A 19779-nucleotide genomic window follows, 5' to 3' on the forward strand; every position below is an offset into this window, starting at 1 on the left:
AGTTTGATGAGGTTTTAACATGGCTGAACGTCTGAATAACGACTTCCAGTTCATCGATGTCGGGCGCAAAGATCCGAAGAAGAAACTGTTGCGTCAACGCAAGAAAGAGTTCGTGGAAATCTACGAACCCTTCAAACCCCAGCACTCGGCCGACCAGGCCCACCGCTGCCTGGGTTGTGGTAACCCGTATTGCGAATGGAAGTGCCCGGTGCACAACTTCATTCCGAACTGGCTCAAATTGGTGGCCGAGGGCAACATCCTCGCCGCCGCCGAGCTGTCGCACCAGACCAACACCTTGCCGGAAGTGTGTGGCCGGGTGTGCCCGCAGGATCGTCTGTGCGAGGGTGCGTGCACCCTCAACGACGGCTTCGGCGCGGTGACCATCGGTTCGGTTGAGAAGTACATCACCGACACCGCGTTCGCCATGGGCTGGCGTCCGGACATGTCCAAGGTCAAGCCGACCGGCAAGCGCGTCGCGATCATCGGCGCGGGCCCGGCGGGCCTGGGCTGTGCCGACGTGCTGGTACGTGGGGGCGTGACCCCGGTGGTGTTCGACAAGAACCCGGAAATCGGTGGCCTGCTGACCTTCGGCATCCCCGAGTTCAAGCTGGAAAAAACCGTACTGAGCCATCGTCGCGAAGTCTTCACCGGCATGGGTATCGAGTTCCGCCTCAATACCGAAATCGGCAAAGACGTGACCATGGAACAACTGCTCGAAGAATACGATGCCGTGTTCATGGGCATGGGTACCTACACCTACATGAAGGGCGGCTTTGCCGGTGAGGACCTGCCAGGCGTTTATGACGCTTTGGACTTCCTGATCGCCAACGTCAACCGCAACCTGGGCTTTGAAAAGTCGCCGGAAGATTTCGTCGACATGAAAGGCAAGAAGGTCGTGGTGCTGGGCGGTGGTGACACCGCGATGGACTGCAACCGTACGTCGATTCGCCAGGGCGCCAAGTCGGTGACCTGTGCCTACCGTCGTGACGAAGCCAACATGCCGGGCTCGCGCAAAGAGGTGAAGAACGCCAAGGAAGAAGGCGTGAAATTCCTCTACAACCGCCAGCCGATCGCCATTGTGGGCGAGGACCGTGTTGAAGGCGTGAAAGTGGTCGAGACCCGTCTCGGCGAACCGGACGCCCGTGGCCGTCGCAGCCCCGAGCCGATCCCGGGTTCCGAAGAGATCATCCCGGCTGACGCCGTGGTCATCGCCTTCGGCTTTCGCCCAAGCCCGGCGCCGTGGTTCGAGCAGTTCCAGATCCAGACCGACAGCCAGGGCCGCGTGGTGGCCCCGGAACAAGGCCAATACAAACACCAGACCAGCAACCCGAAAATCTTCGCCGGTGGCGACATGGTTCGCGGGTCTGACCTGGTGGTAACCGCGATCTTCGAAGGGCGCAATGCCGCTGAAGGGATCCTGGATTACCTGCAGGTCTGACCCAACCCCGAGCTGAAATGGGATCAAAATGTGGGAGGGGGCTTGCTCCCGAATGCGGTTCACCAGTCACCAGATGTATCGACTGACCCACCGCTTTCGCGAGCAAGCCCGCTCCCACATTTGTTTTGCGGCGCCTTCATGTCCGCGACAAATTGACCCGATAGACAAAAGGCACGGCTCTTGCCGTGCCTTTTGCGTCGCGCTCTGAGAAAATGCCCGCACTTTTTTTGCGGATGCCGACATGACTGCCCTCAAGAACGACCGTTTCCTTCGTGCCCTGCTCAAGCAACCCGTGGACGTCACCCCTGTGTGGATGATGCGCCAGGCCGGTCGCTACCTGCCGGAATACCGCGCCAGTCGCGCCCACGCCGGCGACTTCATGAGCCTGTGCATGAACCCTGCGTTCGCCTGCGAAGTCACGATGCAACCGCTGGACCGCTATCCACAGCTGGATGCGGCCATCCTGTTCTCCGATATCCTGACCATCCCTGACGCCATGGGCCAAGGCCTGTATTTTGAAACCGGCGAAGGTCCGCGTTTCAGGAAAGTCGTCAGCACCCTGGCCGACATCGAAGCCCTGCCGATCCCCGATCCCCACAAGGACCTGGGCTACGTCATGGACGCCGTCAGCACCATCCGCCGCGAGCTGAACGGCCGCGTGCCGCTGATCGGCTTCTCCGGCAGCCCGTGGACCCTGGCCACCTACATGGTCGAAGGCGGCTCGTCGAAAGACTTCCGCAAGACCAAGGCTATGCTCTACGACAACCCGCAAGCCATGCACCTGCTGCTGGACAAGCTGGCACAGTCGGTCACTTCCTACCTCAACGGCCAGATCATGGCCGGCGCCCAGGCGGTGCAGATTTTCGACACCTGGGGCGGTAACCTCTCGGCAGCGGCGTACCAGGAGTTCTCCCTGGCCTACATGCGCAAAATCGTCAGCGGCCTGATCCGTGAACACGAAGGCCGCAAAGTGCCGGTCATCGTGTTCACCAAGGGCGGCGGCCTGTGGCTGGAAAGCATCGCCGACGCCGGCGCCGACGCGCTGGGCCTGGACTGGACCTGCGACATTGGCGAGGCCCGTCGCCGCGTAGGTAACAAGGTGGCGCTGCAAGGCAACATGGACCCGACCGTGTTGTATGCCAAGCCGGAAGCCATCCGCACTGAAGTCGGCCGCATCCTCGCCAGCTACGGCAAAGGCAGCGGTCACGTGTTCAACCTCGGCCACGGCATTACGCCAGAGGTCGATCCGGAGCACGCTGGCGCGTTCCTGCGGGCGGTGCATGAATTGTCGGCGCAGTATCACGAGTGATCGCGCGGCAATGAAAAAGCCCGGCAGATGCCGGGCTTTTTTGTGAGCGGTGGTTAAGCCTTGGCTTCCTGCAACGGCGGCAACTTCGCCAGCTTCAACGCCACCAGCAACGCGACGATCAACAGCGCGACGATAAATCCGCCAATCCCGTTCCAGCCGGCGTAGTGCCAGAAGAAACCGCCCGCTGTACCCGCAATACTTGACCCGACGTAATAACTGAACAGGTACAGCGACGACGCCTGGCCCTTGGCTTTCAACGCGCGGCGACCAATCCAGCTGCTGGCCACCGAATGCGCGCCGAAGAAGCCGAAGGTGAAGATCAGCATGCCGGGCACTACCAGCCACAACGGGGTGAACAAGGTCAGGGCGATGCCGCCGAGCATCAGCACGATGGTGCCCCACAGCACGCGACGGCGGCCCAGGCGGTCGGCCAGGGAGCCGATTTTCGCCGAGCTGTAGATACCCGAGAGGTACACCAGCGACAACAGGCCGACCACCGCCTGGCTCAAATCGTACGGGTCAGCCAGCAAGCGGTAGCCGATGTAGTTGAACATCGTCACAAAGGCGCCCATCAGCACAAAGGCTTCAAGGAACAACCATGGCAGGCCGGCGTCCTTGAAGTGCATGGTGAAGCCGTCCACCAGGCTGCGCGGGCGCAGGGTGCTGGCGCGGAAGTTGCGCGATTCGGGGAGGATTTTCCAGAACACCGTGGCCGCGATCAGCGCCAGGGCGCCGATGATCAGCATCGCCGTGTGCCAACTGACGAAGTCGATCAATACGCCGATGATCAAGCGCCCGCTCATCCCGCCAATGGCGTTGCCGCCGATGTACAGGCCCATGGCCAGGCCGATGTGTTGCGGGTGGATTTCTTCGCTCAGGTAGGTCATGGCCACCGCCGCCAGGCCGCTGAGGGACAGGCCCACCAGTGCGCGCATCAGCAGGATGCCTTCCCAGCTTGGCATCAGGCCGCTGGCGATGGTGCACAGCGCGGCGCAGAACAACGCGGCAACCATCACCGGCTTGCGCCCAAGGGTGTCGGAAATCGGCCCGGTGATCAGCAGGCCAATGGCGAGCATGCCGGTGGCCACCGAGAGAATCAGGCTGCTTTGTGCGGCATTGATGGAAAACTCGTGGGACAGCGCCGGCATCATCGGCTGTACGCAGTAGAGCAGGGCGAAGGTGGCGAAACCGCCGGAAAACAACGCCAGCACCGTGCGCATGAACATCGGGGTGCCTTTTTCGATGTACTGCTCGTTGAGCTGTGCCACCACTTCATCGAGGGCGGTGGGCGGTACTTCTTGAGCAAGCGGAGCGACAGCAGATTTCACGCGGGACCTCGGGGAGGAAAGGCTGCCAGGGCTGGCAATGCAAAAAAGAATATAGCTCCCTAATGATTCTTTCCAATATATTGTTCGACCTGTTTAAGAGCTTTTACGACCTAATGAGGTTTTCATGGAATTGCGCCACCTGCGTTACTTCATCGCCGTGGCTGAAGAGCTGCATTTTGGCCGCGCCGCGCAGGTGCTTGGCATCTCCCAGCCGCCGCTGAGCCAGCAGATTCAGGCGCTGGAGCAGGAGATTGGTGCAAGGTTGTTTGAGCGTACCAATCGTCGGGTCGAGCTGAGCGAGGCGGGCAGATTGTTCCTGCAAGAGGCGCGATTGGTGCTGGCGCAGGTGGATAAAGCGGCGGACGTGGCGCGACGGGCGCAGTTGGGGGAGCTGGGTGAGTTGAAGATTGGCTTCACCTCTTCTGCGCCGTTCAACTCCAGCATCCCACAGGCGATCTTCGCCTTTCGCCAGGCGTTCCCGGCGGTGCATTTGAATCTGCAGGAGATGAGCAGTACGCAAGTGGCCGAGTCACTGGTGGATGAGTCGATACAGGTGGGGTTGATGCGGCCGTTGCCGTTGCCTGATTCGTTGAGTGTCGTGGAACTGATGCGCGAGCCCCTGGTGGCGGTGCTGAACGCTGGTCATCCATTGGTGGAGGGCAGTGAACGTGGTTTGCATCTGGCGCAATTGGCTGAAGAGCCGTTTGTGTTTTTCCCGCGGACTTACGGCAGCGGGTTGTACGCCCAATTGATGAGCCTGGCGCGTGATGCAGGGTTCAGCCCGCACTTTGCCCAGGAGGCTGGCGAGGCGATGACGATCATCGGTCTGGTTGCGGCGGGGCTGGGTGTTTCGGTGCTGCCAGCGTCGTATCAGCGGATACGCATTGATGGCGTGGTTTACCGCACATTGCTGGATCAGGAGGCGGTGACGGCGGTTTGGCTGGTGCAGCGCAAGGGCCAGCAGACGCCGATGGCCAAGGCGTTTGTTGAGTTGCTGACCCGCAAAGCATTGGTATGACCGAGCGAATGACCTGTGGCGAGGGAGCTTGCTCCCGTTGGGCTGCGCAGCGGCCCCACAATCAGGTGACTGTGTTTTAACAGACAAACACCCATCGTATGTTTTAGGGGCGCTTCGCGCCCCAACGGAAGCAAGCTCCCTCGCCACAGGGGCGCGCAGGTATTTCAGTTCTGCTTCGAAGTCCCGGTCTGCTGGAACAACTGCGCGGCCGACCCGTTATCACTCACACCATTGGTGCGTAACGCCGCCAAGATATCCCGGTCCAGCATGCTCACCCAACGGTTGTAGTTGCGATGAATCTTGCCGTCCTTGTAGCCCAGGTCGCGGCTGTCGCGGTAGGTGATGGCGTAGCGGGTGGCGGTATAGCGGATGTCGATTTCAGCGTGGTACTGGTTACGCACGTTGATCTCGGCCTGCACCAGTTGCGGGCTCAGGCGCTGTACCACCCATTCGCGTTTGTTCAAGGCAGCAACGATGGTCTGCTTCATTTTTTCTTCGTTGACCTGCGGGTTCGCCGGCAAGTCATGCTGGGTGTTGAGCACCGGCTTGCTGGTGCAGCCAGCGGTGGTGAGCAGGGCCAAAGTAACCAGTGTTGCGCGTAGCAGGGAAGACATTCCATTTCTCCAGTCAGTAAAAAAATCAGGCCCAGCGGCGGAAAATCAGCGAAGTGTTGACGCCGCCAAAGGCAAAATTGTTGTTCATCACGTAGTCGCTGTGCAGCTCGCGGAACTCACCTTGCAGGTAATCCAGCTCGCCGCAGCACGGGTCGATCTCATCAAGGTTGAAGGTGTGCACGTATTGGTCGCGGTTCATCATCTCGATGCTGAACCACGACTCCAGCGCGCCGCACGCGCCCAGGGTATGCCCGAGGAAACTCTTCTGCGAACTGATGGGCATGCGGCTGCCGAACAGGCTGCTGGTGGCCAGGGTTTCGGCGATGTCGCCCTGGTCGGTAGCGGTGCCATGGCCGTTCACGTAACCGATGGCGTCGGGTTGCAGCCCGGCATCTTCCAGGGCCAGCTCCATGGCGCGGCGCATGGTGACCTGTTCGGGGCGTGTGGTGTGTTGGCCGTCGGCGTTGCTGCCGAAGCCGACGATTTCAGCGTGAATGTGTGCGCCGCGGGCCAGTGCATGTTCCAGCTCTTCGAGCACCAGGATGCCGCCACCTTCGCCGATCACCAAACCGTCACGGCCACTGTCATAGGGGCGCGGGCTGGTTTGCGGTGCGTCGTTTTTCAGGCTGGTGGCGTACAGCGCATCGAACACCATGGCTTCGGTGGGGCACAGTTCTTCAGCACCACCCGCCAACATCAGCGGCAGGCGCCCGAACTTGATGGCTTCGTAGGCGTAGCCAATGCCCTGGCTGCCACTGGTGCAGGCGCTGGACGTGGGGATCAGCCGGCCGGTGAGGCCGAAGAAGATGCTGATATTCGCCGCCGTGGTGTGGGGCATCATCCGCACGTAGGAGTTGGCATTCAGCCCCTCGGCCACCGAGTTCAGCAGCATATTGCCGAAGGCCTTGATCTCGTCGGTGCTGCCGGTGGACGAGCCACAGGCCACGCCCATTCGCCCGTCCTTTATCGACTCGTCGCCCAGCAAGCCCGCGTCTTTCAGCGCCTGTTCCGCCGCCCATACCGCCAGGCGCGAAACCCGGCCCATGCTGCGCAGTTGCTTGCGGGTCCAGTGGGCGGGCACCACAAAATCATCGATCGGCCCGGCCAGTCGCGTGTTCAGCTCGGTGAAGCGGTCCCACTCGTCCATGCGCCGGATGCCGCTGCGGTTGGCGCGGAAGTTGGCGGCGATGGTTTCCCAATCGCTGCCCAGGGATGTAACGCCGGCCATGCCGGTGACCACCACGCGTTTCATCAGCACAGGCCTCCATTGACGGCCAGCACCTGGCGGGTGATGTAGCCGGCTTCCGCCGACATCAGGAAATTCACCGCCCCGGCGACTTCTTCCGGGGTGCCCATGCGCTGGGCCGGGATCATTTTCATCAGTTCTTCCACCGGTACGTTTTCATCGAGCATCGCCGTATCGATCAGCCCGGGTGCCACGCAGTTGACGGTAATCTTGCGCTTGCCCAGCTCGATGGCGAGGGCCTTGGCGGCGCCGATCAAGCCGGCCTTGGACGCGCTGTAGTTGACCTGGCCACGGTTGCCGATCAATCCGGACACCGAGGTAATGCACACGATACGGCCCGCCGCGCGACGACGAATCATGGGCATCATCACCGGGTGCAGCACGTTGTAGAACCCGTCGAGGTTGGTGCGCATCACCACGTCCCAATCGTCTTCCGACAGCGCCGGGAATGCACCATCGCGGGTCAGCCCTGCGTTGAGCACCACGCCGTAATACGCGCCATGTGTTTCCACGTCTGCTTCAAGAATCTCCTTGCAGCTGGCGCGGTCCGCCACATCGAACTGCAACACCCGCGCCTTGCGGCCCAGTACTTCGATTTCGACCTGCACTGCATCCGCCTCGGCACGCCCGTTGCGGCAATGCAGCACGATGTCGTGCCCGGCCTGGGCCAGGCGCAAAGCGATAGCGCGGCCGATGCCACGGCTGGAGCCGGTAACCAATACGGATTCAGTCATGGCGTGGTGTCCTTCGATTCATCTAAATAGTTGGCCGCCTGGGGCGGTCGAAATACGTTCAGGCGTGCACTCGCCTGGATACCGTCACCGGTGAGGTGGCATTCGAACACACCCATGCCGTTGTCGTCTTCCAGTGAACGCAGGCCGTGGATGGTCAGTTCGCTGCCTGCGGGAAAGTGCTCGACGTTGCACTCAAATTTGCGCGTGCCCAGCAGGAAGCCCAGCTCCACGGCTTCGCCTTTCTGGCGGGCGCGGCAACCGGCGTAGGCGGCGACGCTTTGCGCCATCAACTCAATGCCGACCCACGCGGGCAGGCTGCCGTCGGCGCGGTTGAACAGGCCTGTGGGCTTGACCGTCAGGCGGGTGTGAATCTGCTCTTCATCAACGCTCAGCACCTGATCGATCAGGATCATGTCACCGGCGTGGGGCAGCAGTTCGGCGAGCGGCCAGTCAATCATGGGGCGTCTCCGATAATCAGGCTGACGTTGTTGCCGCCGAAGGCAAACGAGTTGCTCATCAGGCAGCGTTTTTCCAGGGTTTCGCCGGGCGACGCCCACTTCAATACGGGCAGCTCGGGGTCCGCCTGATCATCCCAGACATGCGGCGGCACCATGCCTTCAGCGAGGCTCAACCAGCAGAAAGCCGCTTCCAAGGCACCGGCAGCGCCCAGGGTATGGCCACTCATGGGTTTGGTCGACGAACACGCCACGCCGTCCGGGAACAGGGCCGCGACCGCCAGGGCTTCCATGGCGTCATTGTGCTGTGTGGCGGTGCCATGCAGGTTCAGGTAGCCGATCTGCCCGGGCGCCAGTTTCGCGCTGGCCAGGGCCTTGCGCATCGCCTGCAATGCGCCCTTGCCGGTGGGCTCGGGGGCGGAAATATGGTGGGCGTCGCAACTGGCGCCGCTGCCCAGCAGCGCGACCGGCGCCGGGGTTTTGCTCATCAGGAACAGCACCGCGGCTTCGCCGATATTGATCCCGTTGCGGTTCGCCGAGAACGGGTTGCAGCGCTGCGACGACACCGCTTCCAGCGACGAAAACCCATTGAGGGTCAGCTTGCACAGCGTATCGACGCCTCCGCAAATCACCGCATCGCACACGCCCAGATCCAACAGGCGCTGGGCACTCATCAGCGCCCGCGCGCTGGAGGTGCAGGCGGTGGAAATCACATAGGCCGGGCCGCTCAGTTGCAGCCAGTCAGCGAGGAAGTTGGCCGGCGCGCCGAGTTCCTGTTGCTGGTAGTCATATTCGCTGGGGAACTGCTTTTCCCGCAGGTAGTGGGCGATGCCGCGACTGGCTTCGTCGATGCCCGAAGTGCTGGTGCCCAGCACGATACCGATGCGGGACGCGCCGAAGGTCTGGATCGCCTGCCGGATCTCGTCGTCAATCTGCAACGCCGCTTCCAGCAGCAACTGGTTATTGCGGCTGCGATGGGATTCCAGCCCGGGCGGGATTGCCGTCAGCTCACCGTGTACGCCAGCCACCGGCAACACTCGTTCTGGCACCCAGCCGCCTTCGGCACGCATGCCGGAGCAGTCGCCGGCAAACAGGCTGCGGCTGACTTCGTGCTTGTCGCGGCCCAGGGCGCAGATCACGCCGAGGGCATTGAGGTAGGCGGTCATCGGGCGGCCTCAAGCGGCGAGATGCGGTAGGTCAGGTGTTGCCCAATCACGTCCACACGAAACACCAGGGAGGAGTGATAGGTAATCTTCCAGCGCGACGCCAGAGTGCGGATCAGGTCCCTTTCCTGGGTGCCGGGGTACAGCGCAGAGACTTCATCCGACGAGGTCAGGGCAAACAACAGCGCGGCAAACAGCTCCCGCGCCTGGGGATTGGGCGGCAACAAACCGTCGGCCTGCCAGGCACCGTTGATCAACTTCTGCCGGGCCTGGGGAATGCCCAGCGGGTCCATCATCGACCAGCGGATCCCGCCGCCTTCGCGTTGCATCACCAGCAACCAGTCCTGGCGCTGGCCGTCCTGTTCGCGCTGCACGTGCAGTTGCAGCGGCAGGCTCAGCAGCGGATTTTTCGACGGCAACGGCGGCTGGCTGGCGCAGGCACTCAGCAGCAACAGGCAGCCGATCAACAGCATTCGGATCATGTTTGAGTGCTCGCCAGAGGTTTGCGTGCAACCACGTTGACCAGGGTTTCTTCGCGCTGGCCGGCAGGTGGCGGCTGGCGCAGGCCCCAGCGCTCAAGCAGGCCGAAGTCGGTAGCGCGGCTCCACCACAGGTACGGGTACGAGACGTTCTGCGGGCCGAATTCAAAGCCCTGCTCGCGGATCATCTCAAGGTACTCTTCTGCGCTTTTTTGCACATGCATCGGGTGACGGAACAGCCAGCGAATCACCCAGGTGTCGATGTAGGCTTCGGTGGACTCGGCAAACAGCAAATAGCCGCCCGGCTTGAGCACCCGATAGAACTCTTTCAGGGCGCGGTGTTGTTCCACCAGGTGATGGAAGGTCTGGTGACAGAACAATACATCGACACTGGCGTCGGCCACATCGAGGGTGGCGCAATCGCTGCCGATCAACTCGATGGCAAGGTCCTGGCGCGCCGCTTCAGCACGGCTCAGGTCGAGGCTGTGAGGGTCGGCGTCCAGGCCGATCAGGCGCTCGGGGGCGAACACCTGCTGCAAGTACTGGAACGACTTGCCCTGGCCGCAGCCGGCGTCCAGCAGCACCGGCGCAACCGGCAGCGGGTCGCTGAACAGGCTGCGCAGGTCGTTGATCGCCACGCGCAGCACATGGTGCTGCCAGGTGTGGCTGCGCAGGAACCAGAAGCCAAATTTGGTTTCCTCAACGTAGTTCTTACTTAAATACTGGCTGCTCATCTTTTCTTCCTTGTCCCGGACGGGGCGGCCCACGGCGCCAGCATGAAGCTGAACGCCAGCCCCAGGCTCACCGACAGCCCAAAATTACTCACCGCCGGTGTGCTGGAAATAGCCAGCAGGCCGAACGATAGCCAAGTCGTCACGGCGGCCAACAGTGTGCCCAACAGGCTCACGGCGGCGCCGCCAATTTGTTCACGCATCAGGATCGCGTAGTCGACGCTGATGGCGGTCACCAGCAGCAGGCCGAACAGGCTGAACAACGTCAGCGGCTGCCCCAGCCAACCAAGACTGGCCAGGCTGCACAGCGCCGCCAACAACGGCAGGGCGACGATGCGCAAGGCACCGCCGAAGCCGAACGGCAGGATCAGCAACAGCACGATCAACACGCAAGACATCAATTTCAATTCGGCGGCGCTGATCTGCGTGGCGGCAAACACCTGGTTCAAGTCGCCCAGGCGGTCCACCAACTGCACGCCGGGCAAATCCAGGGCCTGCACCCGCAGCAAGGCCGGGTTGTTCAAGCCTTGCAGGCTCACCATCGCCGCCACGCCGCCGTCGACGTTGCCCAGCCACAGCGTGCGCCACGGCTCAGCCAGTGGGCCTACCAGTGCGGCGTCGATGTCTTCGGTGGGCAGGGCTTGCAACTGGGTCAGTTCGGCTTGCAGGGCGGTAGCGGGTACGCCGAGGTCCAGCAGCGGCTGCCAGTACTGCGGCAGTTTGTTCAGGGCGTCACGCAGTTGCTGTTGCTCGGCAGGCGCGCTGACCAACTGGTTGAGCGCCAGGTAACCCTGGAGCTTATCCATGTTCACCAACTGATCCAGACGCTGGCTCAGCGCGGCTTGACGCTCCAGCAACTGCGGCTGATTGTCCGCCCTCACCAGAAAGAACTGGCTGGTGGGCTGAAACCCGGTAATGCGCGCAACGGCCTGGGCTTCCTGCAGCAACTGCGGGGGCGCGCCGATCCATTGGCGGATGTCATTTTTGCTGTTCAGGTGCCATAGGCCGCCGCCGCAAAACACCAGCACCAGTACCAGCAACACCGGGCTCGGCAGGCGCTTGAGCAGCGACTCGCGCACGCTCAGCAGGAACTCGGCAATGCGCAGCGGCCATTGGGCCGGGCGCAGGTCGACGCCTTTGAGCAACGCCGGCAGCAGGCACACGGCCGACAGGTAAGCACCCACCAGGCCCGCCGCGGAGAACACCGCGATTTGCGTCAACGCCGGGAACGGCGTCCACGCCAGGGCCAGGTAGCCGATGCAACTGGTGGCCAGGCTCAGGCTCAAGCCCGGCAAGGTCAGGCGCAAGGCCGGCCAACTGCGCCACGGGCTCATGCTCCAGCTCTTGGACAGGTAATGCAGCGGGTAATCCACCGCCACGCCGATCAGGCTCGAGCCCAACACCAGCGTGATCACATGCATATGCCCGAACAGCGCCACACAGGCCACGGCACCAAACAGCATGCCCACCAGCACCGGCACAAATGCCAGCAATACTCGCCAGCGCCGGAAGGCCAACAGCAACAGCAACAGAATCCCGACTGTCGCGCCGCCGCCGACCCATGTGATTTCCCGCGTTGCCTGCTGCTGACCATTGGCCGCGTACAACAGGCCGCTGGCGGCGAGCAATTGCGCGCCTTGCTGGTCGGCCTGATCGCGGCTGGCCTTGAGTAATTCGGCCACTTGCAGCGGCAGTTTCATGTCGAAGGCATTGCCGGTGGTACGCGCACGCAGCAGCACCCAGCTTTTGCCGTCGGCATCGGCGATCAGCGCGCCGCTGCCGATATCCAGCTGTACCGAACCGTGCTGCGGCTGGCTGTTCTGGATGCGCCCGGTGAGGCCCAGCCAATCGTCCTGGCTTGGCACCAGGCTGAAGCCGGTGAAGGGGTCGAACAGCGACTGGACCCGCTGTTGAATAAACGCTTGGGGCTCGTCGATCAACTGCTCGCGGTCCTTGGCCGAGAGCATCGCCAGCCGGCCTTGCAGCAACTGCTGACGCAGGGCCGGCAGGTCGGCTTGCAGGTTCCACTGGACCTTTTCAAACAGGCCGCTGGCCTGCCAGCGCTCGCCCAATTGTTGGGCCACGGCCACCGCTTTTTGCCGGTCGGCATGCCCCACCAGCACCAGCATTTCGCGGTTCAGTGGTTCCTGCATGCGTTGTTCGGCGCGCAGCTCCAGGGCGTCCGGTGCGGTGCCGGGCACCAGCTCCATCAGGTTCGCCGACAGCGGCGCGCCATGGCGCCATTGCCAGCCCGCCAGGGCCAACACGGCTACCAGCAGGATCAGGAACAGGCGCGGCAACCAGCGTTCACTCGGCAAAGTCGTGTTGCTCCGCGTCGCTCAAGGGCTGGCTGCTGGTGCTGTCTTGCATGCGCAGTACGGTGCTGTCGCCCTGGGTTTCCAGCAGTTCGATTTTCTGCACCAGGTCGCCGCCGTCGATATTGATCTGGGTGAACACCTGCTTGAGCAGCAGCGAGCGCGGGATCAACGTGAGTTTCCACTGCTGCGCTTCACCTTGCAGTTGCAGCTCGAAGTCACGCTGCAAACCGCTGCTGTCGCCCTGCAACACCGCGAGGAACAAACGATTCTGCTCGGCGCCGGCGCTCTTGTTCGGCAGCAATTGCCAGCCGTTGGCGTCACGCCGGGCGATGCCGTTGGCGCTGATGCGGTAGTCCTGCTGCAGCGGGGTTTTAAGCAGCCACAGCAGGCCGTGATCCTTGGCCAGGACAAAGGTGCCCTTGCTGGTCAGTGGTTGCGGCAGGGCGCGCAGGTGTTTTTCCTGGATGAAGTTGCCGTGGATCACCGACGGCTTTGCAAGCTGATCGCTGAGTTGTTGCAGGTCGAAGGCGTGGGCCAGCCCTGGAATGCCTAAAAACAGAATGAACGCGATTCCTGTGGGAGCGGGCTTGCTCGCGAAGAGCCTGAGGGTGCCGCGGAGTGTCAGGTACTCAGTGTTAGCGTTGACGATCTTCGCGAGCAAGCCCGCTCCCACAGGGAATCTCATTTCAAGGCTCTCTCTACGGCGTCTGTGAATATTTTTGGCGAGGCCAACTGCATCTCGCGGCTGGCGATTTCTACCGCCACTTGCACGGTGCTGGCGCGGGTCAGGCGCTCGCCGGTGGCCTTGTCGCTGATCAGGTAATTGACCTTCAAACGGTTCTCCCACTCCACCAGGCTGGCGCGCACATTGATGGTCTGGCCGAAGGTCGCGCCGCGCACATAACGCAGTTGCATGTCGATCACCGGCCAGGCGTAGCCCGCTTCCAGCATCGCCGTGTAGTTATGGCCGAGCTTGTCCAGCAAGGCGCAGCGGGCGACTTCCAGGTACTTCACGTAGTGCCCGTGCCACACCACGTTCATGGTGTCGATATCAAAAAACGGTACGAGGATTTCAGTGTCGCAATGCAACACGCCCTGGCTACGCATGCAGCCTCCAGTGTTGCTCGGCGATGCGCTTGAGGCACAGGCGCAGTTCGCCTTCCAGTGCGCGGTCTTCGATGACCGGCGGGAAATCCTTGGCCAACTCGATGTGCATGGAGGCCAGTGCCGGTGGCAACGGGCGTGCGTCTTCGGCTTGGGCACGCAGCCACACGCCCTGGTTGGCGGCGAGCAAAGTGGCGGCGGCGACTTGTTCGGTCAGTTCCAGCACGCGAATCGCATCGCGGGCAGCGATGGTGCCCATGCTTACCTTGTCCTGGTTGTGGCACTCGGTGGAGCGCGAGAACACGCTGGCCGGCATGGTGTTTTTCAGTGCTTCGGCGGTCCAGGCGCTGGTGCCAATCTGCACGGCCTTGAAACCGTGGTTGATCATCGCCCGCTCGGCCGGCGCGCCCGACAAATTGCTCGGCAGGCCGTGGTTGTAACGCACGTCTACCAGCAGCGCGAGCTGGCGGTCCAGCAGGTCGGCGACGTTGGCCACCAGGGTCTTGAGGCTGTCCATGGCGAACGCGATGTGGCCGCCGTAGAAGTGGCCGCCGTGCAGTACGCGCTCTTCTTCGGCGTCGATAATCGGGTTGTCGTTGGCGCTGTTGAGTTCGATCTCGATGAACGAACGCAGCCAGTTCAGGCTGTCGGCCAACACGCCCAAAACGTGGGGCGCGCAGCGCAATGAGTAGCGGTCTTGCAGGCGGTGAAGCGGCGCAGTGGGTGCGTCAATCGCCAGATCCTTGCGCAGCCAGGCGGCGACTTGCATCTGCCCCGGGTGCGGCTTGGCGGCGAACAGGCGCTCGTCGAAATGCTCCGGGTTGCCTTGCAGCGCCACCACGTTCAGTGCGGTGATGCGCGTGGCCAGTTGCAGCAGGTAGTCGGCGCGGGCGAAGGCCAGGCACGCGAGGCCGGTCATCACGGCGGTGCCGTTCATCAAGGCCAGGGCTTCCTTGGGGCGCAGAACCAGCGGGTCCCAGCCCAGTTCGCGGTGCACGTCGGCGGCCTCGCGACGTTCGCCACGGAACATCACTTCGCGCTCGCCAGACAGGGTCGCGGCCACGTAAGACAGTGGCGTCAAATCACCGCTGGCGCCCACCGAACCTTCTTCCGGAATCAGCGGCAGCACGTCGAATTCGAGGAACGCGTGCAGGCGTTCCAGCAACTCCACGCGCACGCCAGACACGCCGTGGCACAGCGACTGTAACCGCGCCGCCAGCACGGCGCGGGTGGCTTGCGCGTCCAGCAACTTGCCCAGGCCGCAGCCGTGGAAGGTGTAGAGGTGGCGGGGCAGCGCTTCGACGTGCTGCAACGGCACCGCCACCACGCACGAGTCGCCGTAGCCGGTGGTCACGCCGTAGATCACGCCTTCTTTGTCCAGCAACGAATCCAGGAACTGCGCGCCCTTGGCGATACGCTGGCGGTACTGGGCATCGGCTTGCAGTTGAGTCGGCGCCTGACGGTTGGCCAGGGCCAGCACGTCTTCGATGCGCAGGGGTATTTCGCCGAAGGTTACCGGCTCAAGATGCGTCGTCATCGGTCTTCCAGAAAGGGTAAAAGTTGAACCATTGTTGGGGCGCTTCCAGGCAGAACTGGCCCAGGCGCTCGGCGTAGTGGGCGGTCCATTGTGCGATCACCTGCTGGCGGTCGCTGCGTTTCCATTCGATCAGTTGGGCAAACGGCTCGATGATCAGGCGATAACGGCCCTGATGCTTCAAGCACATCAGCAAGTTGACCGGGCATTTCAGCAGGCCGGCCAGCAGCCACGGGCCTTGGGGGAAGGCGGCGTCATGGCCGAGAAAATCCACCCGCACCGTGCGCCCGCCATGCAGTGGCACACGGTCGCCGGCAATCGCCAGCCACTCGCCGTCGTCCAGGCGCTGGCTGAGCATCATCATCACCGCTGGGTCCAGTTCGCTGACCTGGATCAGGCGCAAATTGGTTGCCCCGGCTTCGCCCAATATCCGGTTGAAACGTTCGGCGTGCTTGGTGTGCACCAGCACATTCATCGTGACCTTTTCGCCCAGCTCGGCGAGGGCGCGGCACACCTCAAGATTGCCCAGGTGTGCGCCCACCAGCATCTGCCCGCGCTCGCTGCGTAGCTGGCCGCGCAGTTGTGCCGGGTCGATGATTTCGATCTGTTCCAGGCGCAGCTTGCCGTTCCACACGTCGAGCTTGTCCAGCAGGGCGTCGGCAAACGCCATGAACTGCCCGAAGACCCTTCTGTGGGTGGGGCGCAGGTCGTCGCGTTGGCTCCAGTCGGCCAGGCGCTGTTGGTACTGCCAGGCGCTTTGGCGGGCCGTGCGGCCGAACAGGAAGAAGTACAGAACGATGCCGTACAGCAGCGGGCTCAACAGCCTGCGCCCGAGAACCTTGGCGGCGAATGCGGTGAATTTCATCAGCCAGAAACTGCCGCGTTCTTCGCGGTCGGCCCAGTGCTTGGTGTCCTGGGTCATGCTTTCCACCGGTGCCAGAGGATCATCGGGGCGCGTACCAACATGCCGAAGAACAGCCGGGTGTGCATCGAGGAAATCAGCGCGTTGTCGTGCACCAGGCGAAAGTGCGACAAGCCGTCGGCGGGGTAATGCACCTTGGTCGGCAGCCAGCGCATTGGTTGGTTGCGCCATGCCAGGCGCACCAGGATGTCGGAGTCAAAATCCATGCGCTTGCCGATATTGGCCGAGTCCATCAAGGCCAGGGTCGGTGGCAATGGGTACACGCGAAAGCCGCACATCGAATCGCGGATTTGCAGCGACAACGTGTTGATCCACACCCACACGTGGGTCAGGTAGCGCGCGTAAAGGCGGCCTTTGGGCACGCTGTCGTCGTATTCCGGGTAGCCGCAGATCACCGCGTTTGGGTGGGTGCGTGAGGCGTCGAGGAAAGTACCGACTTCCCGCAGGTCGTGCTGGCCGTCGGCGTCCACTTGCAGGGCATGGGTGAAGCCCAGGCGTGCGGCTTCGCGAAAGCCGGCCATGACGGCGGCGCCCTTGCCCTGGTTGGTGGGCAAGGTCAGCAGGGATACGTTGTCGAGGGTTGCCAGTTGCGCCAGGACGGCGGCGCAGGCGGGGCTGCTGCCGTCGTCTACCAGCAGGCACGGGAGGCCGCTGTCCAGCACGGTGCGGACCACGGCAGGCACGGCGGCTTCGTGGTTGTAGACCGGGATCAGGGCGCAGGGGTTATGCATAACAGGCACTCCGTTGGCAGAAGCGCTTTTTGTGGCGAGGGAGCTTGCTCCCGCTGGGCTGCGAAGCGGCCCCAATACGGGCGACAGAGATCTGCCTGATAAACCGCAGTGCCTGGGTTGGGAGTGCTGCGCACTCCAGCGGGAGCAAGCTCCCTCGCCACAAAGAGCGGCTGTGCCATGAAAGCTTATTCACTCGCCAGCTCCAAAAGAATCCGGCCACTGGAGCAGGCCGCTGTCTCATTGCGGTAGGCGAAGTACAGCTTGCCGCGCTCCTGGTCGAACCGCAGGTGCAGTTCGATCCGGTCATCCGGGCGCACCAGTTGCTGGAACTTGAGCACTTCCATCCCGGCAAATTGCCCTGGCAGGTTGAGCAGTTGCTGGCCCAGGTTCAGCGCCCAATCCACTTGCACCACACCCGGCAGCACCGGGGTTTGCGGGAAGTGGCCGCTGAAGTAGGCGAGGTCCGGCGGGATCGCCAGTTGCAGGGTCCATTCACCGTTGGCTTCGACTTGCGCCAGCACTTCCGGCGCTTTCGGTCGTGGCGCCAGCAGCAGGGCTTCGACGTCGGCCTGGGGAAGCTTGCCTTGGGTGTTCAGCGGCAATTGGCGCAACAGGCGCCAGCGGCGGGGCAGGGCCAGGGCTTCGCAGTGTTGGCTTAAGTGCTCGCGCAGGGTTTGAGTGACGGTGCGCCGGCCTTGGTTGCGCAGGGCATGCAAACCGTCGCCGCTGAGCACCACGAGGGCGCCGAGGAAGGCACGGTTTTCCTGTACCACGCCCAGGCGCGCTTCGGCGACCCAGGCATGCTCCGTCAGCGCCTGTTCGAGCATCGGCAGGGAGATGCGTTTCTCTTCCAGCTTGACGATGCGGTCCAGTCGGCCCAGCAATTCGAAGCGGCCGTCGCCATGGATTTTTGCGGCATCGGCAGTTTGTTCGATATGGCCGGCGGGCAGGTACGGGGACTCGATGCGCAAAGCGCCGTCGGCATCCTGGCTCAGTTGCACGTCGGCAAACGGCTGCCACAGTTGTTCGCCCTGGCGCCAGGCGATGCCACCGGTTTCCGAGCTGCCGAGGATTTCTGTCGGCCATTGCTGCAAGCGTTGATGCAGGCTGCTGGCGGCTTCAAGGGGCAAGGCACCGCCGGAGGAGAACACTCGTTTGACCGGTGTCAGCGCCGGCCAGTCGAGGTTGTCGCCCATGCGCTTGAGCAGTGCCGGGCTGGCGACCCAGGCGAATTGCGAATGCTCGCGGCTGGCGCGCTGCAAGTCCTCGGGGAATGCCAGTTGCTGGCGCACAAAGGTACGCCCGGCGCACAGCGGCCACAGCACCCGGAACAGCAAGCCATAGATATGTTGGGTGGCGACGCTGCCGATGATGCAGGCCTCGCCCAGGTCGGCGCCCCACAGGGTTTCCAGCGCCTGGACCTCGTTGGCCATCTGGCGCAGGGTTTTATCGATACGCTTGGGTTCGCCGCTGGAGCCGGAGGTGCACAGGCTCAGGCCGCAGGCGTCCAGGTCCAGGGCTGCAGCGCTTAATGGCGCTTGATAAAGCGCGTCCAGATCGCCGGCCTCGGTCAGCCAGGCGTCGACGGCATCGTCCCAGCGTTGGCGCGTTTGCGGTTGCAGGTCGGCGGGCAGCAGCACGCTGACTCCGGCTCGCCACGCACCCAGCAGGGCGATCGCCAACATGCCGGCATCTTCCAGGTGCACCGCCAGGCGCTGAATGCCCCGGGCTTGTAACCCGGCGGCCAGGCTCAGGGATTTCTCCCACAGCTGTGGGTGATCAAGGGCAGGTTCGGTGGTAACCAAACGCTGACCTGCAGGCTCAAGCAGCAAGTGCTCAAGATTCAACCAATTCATACGCGGCCTCGAACCCTTTGTCGTACCAGCCATTCCACGGCAAACAACAGCCCCATCAGCCCGTAGGCGATCATGCCGTTGTACAACGTCCACCAGCTCAGCGGCGCCCACAGGGTGAGGGCGGCGGCGAGCAGGCCGTTACACAGAAAAAACACACTCCACACCACGGTGACCTGGCGGGTATACACAACCGCTTTTTCGGGCAATTGCGGCTCGGTCATGCGCGCCAGGCGCTCGACCATCGGCGGCCCGTATTTCAGGCTCAGGCCAAACAGCGCCAGCATGAACGCGCTGACCAGGCTCGGGTACCAGCGCAGCATCTGCGGGTTGTCGAACCAGGCGAGCAGCAGGCAAAAGACGATGATCGCCGCCGCCATCCAGCGGGTGCCCGGGCGCCTGGCCCCGGTCAGGGCGCGCAACAGCCACAGGCTGCCCAGCAGCAGGCCAAATTGCCACGGCGCAAAATGCTCCGTGCCGTAATACACCGCAAAAGGGTACAGCAGCCCCGCCAGCAACAGGCCAAGGCCGATCAGCCGGCTCATGCGGCCGGTTGAACCAGACGGTAGACCGCCTCGACCACGTCGTTCACGGTGCGCACGGCCTTGAACTCTTCGGCGGCGATTTTCTTGCCGGTCTGGCGCTTGATGTGGTCGATCAGGTCCACCGCATCAATGCTGTCGATTTCCAGGTCCTGGTACAGGTTGGCGTCGAGCGTGACGCGTTCAGGTTCCAGTTCAAACAGTTCCACCAGGGCGTCGCGCAAGGTGTTGAAAATATCGTCACGAGTTTGCATGGTACG

The 19779-nt window shown here is 62.9% G+C and carries 20 protein-coding genes; 3 read left to right on the forward strand and 17 right to left on the reverse strand.

The genetic code is table 11. From position 1 onward, the window contains the following. Window positions 1-19 precede the first annotated feature (19 nt). Both CEC48_RS07035 and hemE read left to right on the forward strand, forming a co-directional pair. Window positions 20-1438, forward strand: coding sequence for an FAD-dependent oxidoreductase (locus CEC48_RS07035; protein WP_088423072.1), 1419 nt, complete (start codon window positions 20-22; stop codon window positions 1436-1438). Window positions 1439-1679: 241 nt separating this feature from the next. Further along, on the forward strand, window positions 1680-2747 hold the full coding sequence (gene hemE / locus CEC48_RS07040; RefSeq protein ID WP_088423073.1) for a uroporphyrinogen decarboxylase: 1068 nt from the start codon (window positions 1680-1682) through the stop codon (window positions 2745-2747). Window positions 2748-2800: 53 nt separating this feature from the next. On the opposite strand, the gene CEC48_RS07045 is transcribed toward hemE, so the two are convergent. Beyond that, complete coding sequence (locus CEC48_RS07045; protein ID WP_371917748.1) at window positions 2801-4018, reverse strand: MFS transporter; 1218 nt, start codon at window positions 4016-4018, stop codon at window positions 2801-2803. Between the two features lie 181 nt (window positions 4019-4199). Here CEC48_RS07045 and CEC48_RS07050 point away from each other — a divergent pair, with 181 nt between their 5' ends. Continuing rightward, complete coding sequence (locus tag CEC48_RS07050; protein ID WP_088423075.1) at window positions 4200-5093, forward strand: LysR family transcriptional regulator; 894 nt, start codon at window positions 4200-4202, stop codon at window positions 5091-5093. A 164-nt stretch (window positions 5094-5257) separates the two neighbouring features. On the opposite strand, the gene CEC48_RS07055 is transcribed toward CEC48_RS07050, so the two are convergent. The 16 genes from CEC48_RS07055 to CEC48_RS07130 form a co-directional block, all read right to left on the reverse strand. After that, entirely contained in the window at window positions 5258-5707 is a 450-nt protein-coding gene (locus CEC48_RS07055) for a hypothetical protein (RefSeq protein WP_088423076.1), read from the reverse strand. Window positions 5708-5732: 25 nt separating this feature from the next. Next, window positions 5733-6959, reverse strand: a complete 1227-nt coding sequence (locus CEC48_RS07060; protein WP_088423077.1) for a beta-ketoacyl-ACP synthase — start codon at window positions 6957-6959, stop codon at window positions 5733-5735. After that, window positions 6959-7687 carry a 3-oxoacyl-ACP reductase FabG gene (gene fabG / locus CEC48_RS07065; protein WP_088423078.1) on the reverse strand — a complete coding sequence of 243 codons (729 nt, stop codon included), beginning with the start codon at window positions 7685-7687 and terminating at the stop codon, window positions 6959-6961. Before fabG ends, CEC48_RS07060 begins: the two co-directional genes overlap by 1 nt. Further along, on the reverse strand, window positions 7684-8145 hold the full coding sequence (locus CEC48_RS07070) for a hotdog family protein (RefSeq protein ID WP_088423079.1): 462 nt from the start codon (window positions 8143-8145) through the stop codon (window positions 7684-7686). Before CEC48_RS07070 ends, fabG begins: the two co-directional genes overlap by 4 nt. Further along, window positions 8142-9308, reverse strand: coding sequence for a beta-ketoacyl-[acyl-carrier-protein] synthase family protein (locus CEC48_RS07075; RefSeq protein ID WP_088423080.1), 1167 nt, complete (start codon window positions 9306-9308; stop codon window positions 8142-8144). The genes CEC48_RS07070 and CEC48_RS07075 overlap by 4 nt, the downstream gene beginning before the upstream one ends. Continuing rightward, window positions 9305-9787: a hypothetical protein gene (locus CEC48_RS07080; protein WP_176438682.1), complete on the reverse strand. Its 483-nt coding sequence runs from the start codon at window positions 9785-9787 to the stop codon at window positions 9305-9307. The genes CEC48_RS07075 and CEC48_RS07080 overlap by 4 nt, the downstream gene beginning before the upstream one ends. Beyond that, entirely contained in the window at window positions 9784-10518 is a 735-nt protein-coding gene (locus CEC48_RS07085; RefSeq protein WP_088423082.1) for a class I SAM-dependent methyltransferase, read from the reverse strand. Before CEC48_RS07085 ends, CEC48_RS07080 begins: the two co-directional genes overlap by 4 nt. Then, on the reverse strand, window positions 10515-12833 hold the full coding sequence (locus CEC48_RS07090) for an MMPL family transporter (protein ID WP_088423083.1): 2319 nt from the start codon (window positions 12831-12833) through the stop codon (window positions 10515-10517). Before CEC48_RS07090 ends, CEC48_RS07085 begins: the two co-directional genes overlap by 4 nt. After that, a complete protein-coding gene (locus CEC48_RS07095; protein WP_088423084.1) occupies window positions 12823-13518 on the reverse strand; it encodes an outer membrane lipoprotein carrier protein LolA in 696 nt (231 codons plus the stop codon). Before CEC48_RS07095 ends, CEC48_RS07090 begins: the two co-directional genes overlap by 11 nt. After that, complete coding sequence (locus CEC48_RS07100; RefSeq protein WP_088423085.1) at window positions 13515-13940, reverse strand: thioesterase family protein; 426 nt, start codon at window positions 13938-13940, stop codon at window positions 13515-13517. The genes CEC48_RS07095 and CEC48_RS07100 overlap by 4 nt, the downstream gene beginning before the upstream one ends. Next, the gene (gene hutH, locus CEC48_RS07105) at window positions 13933-15474 is read right to left on the reverse strand and encodes a histidine ammonia-lyase (protein ID WP_088423086.1); all 1542 of its coding nucleotides are present in this window, start codon (window positions 15472-15474) and stop codon (window positions 13933-13935) included. The genes CEC48_RS07100 and hutH overlap by 8 nt, the downstream gene beginning before the upstream one ends. Then, a complete protein-coding gene (locus CEC48_RS07110) occupies window positions 15458-16393 on the reverse strand; it encodes a glycosyl transferase (protein WP_088423087.1) in 936 nt (311 codons plus the stop codon). The genes hutH and CEC48_RS07110 overlap by 17 nt, the downstream gene beginning before the upstream one ends. Next, window positions 16390-17124, reverse strand: a complete 735-nt coding sequence (locus CEC48_RS07115) for a glycosyltransferase family 2 protein (protein WP_088423088.1) — start codon at window positions 17122-17124, stop codon at window positions 16390-16392. The genes CEC48_RS07110 and CEC48_RS07115 overlap by 4 nt, the downstream gene beginning before the upstream one ends. A gap of 185 nt (window positions 17125-17309) precedes the next feature. After that, window positions 17310-18980, reverse strand: a complete 1671-nt coding sequence (locus tag CEC48_RS07120; protein ID WP_088423089.1) for an acyl-CoA synthetase family protein — start codon at window positions 18978-18980, stop codon at window positions 17310-17312. Continuing rightward, window positions 18977-19522: a hypothetical protein gene (locus tag CEC48_RS07125; protein WP_088423090.1), complete on the reverse strand. Its 546-nt coding sequence runs from the start codon at window positions 19520-19522 to the stop codon at window positions 18977-18979. Before CEC48_RS07125 ends, CEC48_RS07120 begins: the two co-directional genes overlap by 4 nt. Next, window positions 19519-19773, reverse strand: a complete 255-nt coding sequence (locus CEC48_RS07130; RefSeq protein ID WP_003209389.1) for an acyl carrier protein — start codon at window positions 19771-19773, stop codon at window positions 19519-19521. Before CEC48_RS07130 ends, CEC48_RS07125 begins: the two co-directional genes overlap by 4 nt. Window positions 19774-19779: the final 6 nt, after the last annotated feature.

Origin of the sequence: Pseudomonas sp. K2I15 (genome assembly GCF_002204795.1) — a bacterium.
Lineage (GTDB): Bacteria > Pseudomonadota > Gammaproteobacteria > Pseudomonadales > Pseudomonadaceae > Aquipseudomonas.

Bases quoted from the DNA above. Each gene is read 5' to 3' on its own strand.
- CEC48_RS07035 (WP_088423072.1), top strand. From the start codon at position 20: ATGGCTGAACGTCTGAATAACGACTTCCAGTTCATCGATGTCGGGCGC.
- hemE (WP_088423073.1), top strand. From the start codon at position 1,680: ATGACTGCCCTCAAGAACGACCGTTTCCTTCGTGCCCTGCTCAAGCAA.
- CEC48_RS07050 (WP_088423075.1), top strand. From the start codon at position 4,200: ATGGAATTGCGCCACCTGCGTTACTTCATCGCCGTGGCTGAAGAGCTG.
- CEC48_RS07055 (WP_088423076.1), bottom strand. From the start codon at position 5,707: ATGTCTTCCCTGCTACGCGCAACACTGGTTACTTTGGCCCTGCTCACC.
- CEC48_RS07060 (WP_088423077.1), bottom strand. From the start codon at position 6,959: ATGAAACGCGTGGTGGTCACCGGCATGGCCGGCGTTACATCCCTGGGC.
- fabG (WP_088423078.1), bottom strand. From the start codon at position 7,687: ATGACTGAATCCGTATTGGTTACCGGCTCCAGCCGTGGCATCGGCCGC.
- CEC48_RS07070 (WP_088423079.1), bottom strand. From the start codon at position 8,145: ATGATTGACTGGCCGCTCGCCGAACTGCTGCCCCACGCCGGTGACATG.
- CEC48_RS07075 (WP_088423080.1), bottom strand. From the start codon at position 9,308: ATGACCGCCTACCTCAATGCCCTCGGCGTGATCTGCGCCCTGGGCCGC.
- CEC48_RS07080 (WP_176438682.1), bottom strand. From the start codon at position 9,787: ATGATCCGAATGCTGTTGATCGGCTGCCTGTTGCTGCTGAGTGCCTGC.
- CEC48_RS07085 (WP_088423082.1), bottom strand. From the start codon at position 10,518: ATGAGCAGCCAGTATTTAAGTAAGAACTACGTTGAGGAAACCAAATTT.
- CEC48_RS07095 (WP_088423084.1), bottom strand. From the start codon at position 13,518: ATGAGATTCCCTGTGGGAGCGGGCTTGCTCGCGAAGATCGTCAACGCT.
- CEC48_RS07100 (WP_088423085.1), bottom strand. From the start codon at position 13,940: ATGCGTAGCCAGGGCGTGTTGCATTGCGACACTGAAATCCTCGTACCG.
- hutH (WP_088423086.1), bottom strand. From the start codon at position 15,474: ATGACGACGCATCTTGAGCCGGTAACCTTCGGCGAAATACCCCTGCGC.
- CEC48_RS07110 (WP_088423087.1), bottom strand. From the start codon at position 16,393: ATGACCCAGGACACCAAGCACTGGGCCGACCGCGAAGAACGCGGCAGT.
- CEC48_RS07115 (WP_088423088.1), bottom strand. From the start codon at position 17,124: ATGCATAACCCCTGCGCCCTGATCCCGGTCTACAACCACGAAGCCGCC.
- CEC48_RS07120 (WP_088423089.1), bottom strand. From the start codon at position 18,980: ATGAATTGGTTGAATCTTGAGCACTTGCTGCTTGAGCCTGCAGGTCAG.
- CEC48_RS07125 (WP_088423090.1), bottom strand. From the start codon at position 19,522: ATGAGCCGGCTGATCGGCCTTGGCCTGTTGCTGGCGGGGCTGCTGTAC.
- CEC48_RS07130 (WP_003209389.1), bottom strand. From the start codon at position 19,773: ATGCAAACTCGTGACGATATTTTCAACACCTTGCGCGACGCCCTGGTG.